The following is a 7,115-nucleotide window of genomic DNA, read 5'->3' as shown; positions in this document are numbered from 1 at the left end:
GTCGCCGCGGCGGGCGACCCGGCGGCGCTGTACGGCGCAGTTGCGGCCCGGGGCGGCCTGACGCCGTCACAGGTCCGCGAGGAGAGCGCGCGCATCCTGGCCCGACGCGAGATCGCCGCCACGATGGACGAGCTGAAGGGCGTCGCCGCCCGCGTGCGCTACCGGCCGGTGGACGTCCGGGAACCCGAGGCCGTGAGCCGGGCGGTCAAGGAGATCCATGCCGAGTACGGTCGTCTCGACGGCGTCGTCCACGGCGCCGGCGTGATCGAGGACGGGCTGATCGCGCAGAAGTCCCCCGAGTCCTTCCAGCGGGTGTTCGCCACCAAGGCGGACGGCGCCGCCGCGCTGCTCGGCGCCCTCGAAGGACTGCCGGCCCTTCCCGCCTTCGTCGTGCTCTTCGGAAGCGTCGCCGCGGCGCTCGGCAACCGCGGCCAGGCCGACTACGCGGCGGCCAACGACGCACTGGAGGAACTGGGCGGCCAGTGGGCGGCCCGCACGGGAGGCCGGGCCCTGACCGTCCACTGGGGGCCGTGGGCCCCCACCGGAGCCCACCCGGGGATGGTCACCCCGGAGCTCGGCCGCGCGTACGCCCGGCGCGGAGTCGGCCTCATCGACCCCCATGAAGGCGCACGGGCGCTGCTGCGCGAACTCGCCTGGGGCGGGGTCCGGTCCGGTGCCGTCGTCTACACCGCCCCGGGCCGGTGACCATGACGCACACACCGGCGCCGCCGGTCGCCGTCATCGGCATGGCCGTGCTGTTGCCCGGCTCCCCCGATCTGGAGACGTACTGGCGGAACCTGACGGCCGGCACGGACGCGATCACCGACGTCCCGGCGGAGCGGTGGGACGCCGGCTACTACGACCCGGCCGGTGCCCGCGGGGCCGACCGCATCTACTGCCGGCGAGGCGGATTCGTGGACGAGTTCGCCGTGGTGGACACCGCCCGGTGCGGCATCATGCCCGCCGCCGTGCCCGGTACCGAGCCCGATCAGCTGCTCGCGCTGCACGTGGCGGCGGCCGCCGTGGCCGACGCGGGCGGCGAGCAGCGGCTGCCCGACCGCAACCGGGTGGGCGTGGTGCTGGGCCGGGGCAATTACATGGGGGCCGGGCTCGCCCGTCTCACCCAGCGCGTGGGGTTCGCCCACCAGCTGGTGCGCACTCTCGGCGAGCTGCTGCCGGACCTGGAACCAGGTCAGCTAGACCGCGTCCGGGCCGCGTTCAGCCGCCGTCTGGGCGCCGACAGCCCGGATGCGGCGGCCGGCCTCGTGCCCAACCTCGTCGCGTCACGGACGGCGAGCCGGCTGGACCTGCGCGGCCCGGCCTACACGATCGACGCCGCCTGCGCATCGTCCCTGGTGGCGGTCGACCAGGCCGTCACCGAGCTCGCCTCCGGCCGCTGCGACGTGATGCTGGCCGGCGGGGTCCACCACTGCCACGACATCACCCTGTGGAGCGTCTTCAGCCAATTGCGCGCCCTCTCGCCGAGCCAGCGCATCCGCCCCTTCCACCGGCACGCCGACGGCCTCCTGATCGGCGAGGGGTCGGCCGTCGTGGTCCTCAAACGCCTCGCGGACGCCCAGCGGGACGGCGACCGCGTCTATGCGGTCGTCCGCGGCACCGGGGTGTCCGGCGACGGCCGCGCCTCGGGGCTCCTCAGCCCGGACCCGGGCGGCCAGGTGCGGGCCGTGCGGCAGGCGTGGCGCGCCGCCGGCCTCGACCCGCGCGCACCGCACTGCCTCGGGCTCCTCGAAGCCCACGGCACCGCAACACCGGCCGGGGACGCGGCCGAACTCGCCACCCTGGCCGAGGCGTTCGGGCCCGCCACGGGCAGCGGCCGGGCCGTGCTCGGATCGGTGAAGTCGATGATCGGCCACACCATGCCGGCCGCAGGAGCGGCCGGGCTGGTCAAAGCCGCCCTCGCGATCCACCACCGGGTGCTGCCGCCCACGCTGCACTGCGACGATCCGCACCCGGCGCTGGCCGGCACGCGGTTCCGCGTCACGGGCGCGGCGGAGCCGTGGGAGGGCGGGCCCGGCCCGGCCGCACGCCGCGCCGCCGTCAACGCCTTCGGCTTCGGCGGCATCAACGCCCACGTCGTCCTCGAACAGCCGCCCCCGGCCACCGGTGCGCCGAGCCTGCGGAACCAGCGGAACCGTAAGCCCACGACCACCGTGAGCGAGCCGGAGCGCGTCCTGGCCCTGGCCGCCGGCACCCCGCGGGAACTCGCGGACCTGCTGGCCCTGGAGAACCACACGGCGGCGGTCCCCCGGGGCTCCGGCCCGGTCCGGCTCGGCATCGTCGCCCCCACCCCCGAGCGGCGCGCACTGGCCGCACGCGTGGTGGCCGGGGAACGCCCTTGGCGCGGCCGCAACGACATCTGGTACGCGCCCGCCCCGCTGCTGGGCCCCGGCACCGCGGGCAGGATCGCGTTCGTCTTCCCCGGTCTGGAGGCCGAGTTCGCGCCCCGGGCGGACGGGATCGCCGAGCACTTCGGCCTGCCCCTGCCGCCCGCCGCCGGCCGCCCGCCCGGAGCGGGGGCGCCCGTCGGCGATCTCGGGCGCCATGCGGTCGAGGTGTTCGCCCTCGGCCGCCTCCTCGACGGCGCGCTGCGGCGGATGGGCATCCTCCCGGACGCCGTCGCCGGCCACAGCGTCGGCGAGTGGAACGCCATGGCGATGGCCGGCATGTACGCACGGGAAGCCGTCGACGGACTCCTGGCCGCCTTCGACCCCGACCGGCTGCGCGTGCCCGGCCTCGCCTTCGCGGTGCTGGGCACCCCGGCCCGGCGGGCGCAGGCCGCGCTGGCAGTACTGGGGGACGGCCGCGTCGTCCTCTCCCACGACAACGCACCCGGACAATGCATGATCTGCGGCCCCCTCCCCCAGGTCGAAGAGGTCGTCCGGTCGCTGCGCGCCGAAGGGGTGTTCGGGCGCATCCTGCCGTTCCGGTCGGGCTTCCACACCCCCATGCTCGCCCCCTGGCTGGAGCCGATCACCGCCGAGGCGGAGCGTCTGGAGCTGGTGCCCCCCGCCGTCCCGCTCTGGTCGGCGACGACCGCCTCCCCGTATCCCACGGACCCGGCGGAGGTACGGAAGCTGTTCGTCCGGCACCTGCTGGAGCCGGTGCGCTTCCGGTCGCTCGTCGAGGCCCTGCACGATGCGGGGTTCCGCGCGTTCGTCCAGGTCGGCACCGGACAGCTCACCTCACTCGTCTCCGCCACGCTGGAGGGCAAGGACCACGTCGCCGTGGCCGCCGACTCGCCCCGCAGGGACGGACTCGCCCAGCTCCGTCGCGTGGCCCTGGCCCTGTGGACCCACGGCGCCGGCATCGACCCCGCCCTGCCGCCCGCACCCGGTGCCGCGACGGCCCACAGGCGGGAACGCCCGGAGGGTGCCGCCCTCCAGGCACCGACCCGGCTCGCCCTGGGCAGCACACTCGTCTCCCTGAGCGAGCAGGACCTGGCGGAGCTGCGCCGTGACCTCGCGCTCACCCGCACCGCCGCCACGGGTTCCGGTGAACCCGGCTCCGATTCCATCGGCCGGTGGGTCACCGCACTGGAGGAGGCCGCCGGGCGCTTCCCTCCTGCCGCCGAGCTCGCCGCGCTCATCCGGGAGACGGCCGCCACCGCCGCCGCGCTGATCGGCGCCACTACGCCGGGCCACGGCGCCATGCGGGGCGACTCCGGTACGCCGGGCCACGCCATCACGCGGCGCGAAGCCGCCTCGCCGGGCGACGCCGTCGCGCCGGGCCGCGGATGGCAGACGGTGCTGCCCGTCTCCGTGGAGGCGATGCCGTACCTGCTCGACCACTGCTTCATCCACCAGCGGCCCGGCTGGCCCGATCTGGACGACAGGAGACCCGTCGTCCCGGGCACCACCATCGTCCACCACCTCATGGACGCGACGGAACGGGCCGTCCCGGGCATGCGGGCGGTCGCCGTGCACCACGTGCGCTTCGATCAGTGGGTGGCCGCCGCCGAGCCCGTCGACGTACCCATAGCGGGGACCCCGTCGCCGGACGGCGCCGACAGGTTCGACGTCTCCTTCGGCCGGAGTGCACGGGCGACCGTCGAGCTCGCGCCGCAGTACCCGGAGGCCGGCGTGGGCTGGGGCGTCCAGTACCCGGACCTTGCGGCCGAACGCACCCCCGAGCACACGGCGGCCCGGATCTACGACGAGCGCTGGATGTTCCACGGCCCGTCGTTCCAGGGCGTCACCGACATCACGGCCATCGGTGAGCAGCATGTGCGCGGCGTGATCTCCGCCGCTGCCACTCCGGGCGCGCTGCTGGACAACGTCGGTCAGCTCATCGGCTACTGGATCATGGCAAGCCGGGCCGAGCGGGTCGCCGTGCTCCCCGTGGGCATCCGGCACATCCGCTTCGCCGGCCCCCGTCCCGCACCCGGCACACCGGTGGAATGCCTCGTCAGGATCGTCTCGCTGACGGACACCGTGCTCGAGGCCGACGCGCAGCTCGTCACGGGCGGCCGGGTGTGGGCCGAGCTCACCGGCTGGCAGGACCGGCGCTTCGACAACCTGCCCGAGACCCGCAAGGTGGAACGCTTCCCCGAACGGCACACCCTCTCCCGCCCGCAACCCGGGGGCTGGAGCCTGCTCCACGAGTGGTGGCACGACAGCGCCTCCCGCGACCTGGTCATGCGCAACCACCTGGCCCGCGCCGAACGGCACGCCTACGAGCGGCAGCCCCCGCGCGGCCGAGGACAGTGGCTGCTCGGCCGGATCGCGGTCAAGGATGCGGTGCGGCAGCAGCTGTGGGAGGAGGGGGAAGGGCCGGTCTTCCCCGCCGAGATCCAGGTGGGCAACGACGAACGCGGCAGACCGTACGTCACCGGAGTACACGGCCGGCTCCTGCCCGAACTCGATGTGTCGCTCGCTCACTGCGCCGAGACCGCCGTGGCCCTGGTACGGCACCGCAGCACCCGCGGACCGGGCGGCGTGGGCATCGACGTCGAAGAGATCACCGAACGGCCGGTGCACCTCCACGAGTTCGCCCTGGCGCCGGACGAGCGACGGTTGCTCGCCTCTGCCTGCACGGAGACGGGTGAACCGGAGGCCCTGTGGTTCACCCGGTTCTGGGCGGCGAAGGAAGCGGTGGCCAAAGCGGAGGGCACCGGCCTGCGGGGCAGCCCCCGGGACTTCACGGTGCTCGGCGCCGGCCCGGACGGGCTCGTGACGGCGGCAGGGAGACACACCTGGTCCGTGCGGTGCCGCAGTATCGGCAACCCTCCCGGACTGCCCCCCAGGGACTACGTCGTCGCGTGGACGACCGGCACGACGGACGAAGTGCCCGGGCAGGCGACCAAGGGCGCGACCAAGGAAGCCATCGGAGAGGCCATCGGAGAAGTGACCGGGGAAGTGACCGGGGAAGCGGTCGGCGAGGCGCTCGGCGAGGCGATCCGAGAAGAGACGCAGGAGAGAGGGACAGCATGAACGACGAACGGACGAGTCCGGCAGGTCCCGAGGACGAGACCCTGGTACTCAAGGAGGTCCTCGAAATGATCGGCGCCATTCTCGGGGGGCCCGTGGACGACTTCCACGACGGGGAGATCACCAGGGAGACCATGCTCCACGAGGACCTGGACATGGTCAGCATCGACTTCGCGGACCTGGGCGGCCGGCTCGCCGCGGCGTACGGGGAGAGGGTGAACCTGGCCGACTACTTCGCCGGACTCGACCTCAGCCAGATCATGTACCTCAAGGTCGGCGACATCGTCGACTACGTCGTCTCGTGCCTCCACGGGAACGCGGCCGGGGCGGCGGGGCGCCGGGGATGAGGAGCGGCAGGCCATGAGCGGCTTCCTGTTCGTCGTGCCCCCGTTCGCAGGACACGTCAACCCCACCGTCGGCGTCGCGGCGGAACTGGTCCGGCGCGGCCACCGGGTCGCCTGGGCAGGTCCGCCGTACGCCGTGGAGCCGCTGGTGGGGGCGCAAGCGACCGTCTTTCCCTGCGCCGCCCCGGGGGCACCGGGACCCTTCGGCGCCGCCGTTCCGGGAGCTTCGGATGCAGGGAATCCGGATCCGGGGGCGCCGGCGCCGGGAAGGCTGCATCCAGGAAGGCCGGATCCGGGGGCGTCGCTTCCACCCGGGGAGCAACGGGGCGCGGCGGCGCTGAGATCTCTGTGGGAGGACTGCCTGGAGCCGCTCGCCGAGGCCATGGCGCCCGGGGTCCGGGCAGCTGTACGGGAATTCCGGCCGGACGTGCTCGTCGCCGACCAGCAGGCCCTCGCGGGAGGCCTGGTGGCCGACCGACTGGGGATCCCCTGGGCCACCTCGGCGACCACGTCGGCAGAGTTCACGGCGCTCACCGGCACGCCACAGCTGCGGGGATGGGCCGACGAGCGGGTCCGGAGCCTGCGGGAACGCTCGGGTGCACCCGGCAGCCGATCCGATCCGCGCCGTTCGGACCGGCTCGTCCTGGTGTTCACCACCGAGGCCCTGGCAGGCCCGGCCGGGCACCTCGGCCCGCAAGTACGGCTGGTCGGACCGTCGATCGCCCCGCGCCCCTCCCCCGGCGGCTTCCCGTGGCACCGCCTGGACGACGCGCGCCCCACCGTTCTGATCACGCTCGGCACGGTGAGCGGCGACGCCGGGGCGCACTTCCTGCCCGCCTGCGCCGCGGCGGTCCGCGACCGGTCCGACGTGCTCCAAGCGGTGATCGCCGACCCGTCCGGCGCCGTGCGCGACACCGGTGACGGGATCCTCGTCCTGCCGCACGTGCCCCAGCTCGCCCTGCTGGAGCAGTGCTCGGCCGTGCTCTGCCACGGCGGGCACAACACCGTCTGCGAGGCCCTGTGGCACGGACTGCCCCTCGTCGTCGCCCCCATCCGGTACGACCAGCCCGTGATCGCCTCCCAGGTGGTCCGGGCGGGGGCCGGGCTGCGCATCCGGTTCCGGCACGCGAACGCCGACCGGATCGGCGCGGCCCTCGACACCGTTCTCGGCGAGCCGCAGTACCGGGCCGCGGCCCGGCGCGTGGGGGAATCCTTCCGCGCGGCGGGAGGTGCGGCCGCCGCGGCGACCCACCTCGAACACCTCGCCGCCCGCACCGCGGTGGTACGGGCCCGAGCCCTGTGAACGTGACCCGGACCATCCCCG

The 7,115-nt window shown here is 74.7% G+C and carries 4 protein-coding genes; all 4 read left to right on the top strand.

The window, feature by feature from the left end; genetic code table 11:
• Positions 1-705 (top strand): SDR family oxidoreductase (locus V7793_RS01410; protein ID WP_335581002.1); only part of this gene is annotated, 705 nt, incomplete at its 5' end.
• A 2-nt stretch (positions 706-707) separates the two neighbouring features.
• Positions 708-5,450: a beta-ketoacyl synthase N-terminal-like domain-containing protein gene (locus V7793_RS01405; RefSeq protein WP_335581001.1), complete on the top strand. Its 4,743-nt coding sequence runs from the start codon at positions 708-710 to the stop codon at positions 5,448-5,450.
• On the top strand, positions 5,447-5,794 hold the full coding sequence (locus tag V7793_RS01400; RefSeq protein WP_335581000.1) for an acyl carrier protein: 348 nt from the start codon (positions 5,447-5,449) through the stop codon (positions 5,792-5,794). Before V7793_RS01405 ends, V7793_RS01400 begins: the two co-directional genes overlap by 4 nt.
• Before the next feature lie 13 nt (positions 5,795-5,807).
• Positions 5,808-7,094, top strand: coding sequence for a glycosyltransferase (locus tag V7793_RS01395; protein WP_335580999.1), 1,287 nt, complete (start codon positions 5,808-5,810; stop codon positions 7,092-7,094).
• The last annotated feature ends 21 nt before the right edge of the window (positions 7,095-7,115 follow it).

This window comes from Streptomyces sp. KLMMK (assembly GCF_036961605.1).
In the GTDB taxonomy this organism is placed as follows: Bacteria; Actinomycetota; Actinomycetes; order Streptomycetales; family Streptomycetaceae; genus Streptomyces; species Streptomyces telluris.
Note: the sequence above shows the minus strand (reverse complement) of the source record. Positions and strands in the feature narration are given on the sequence as shown.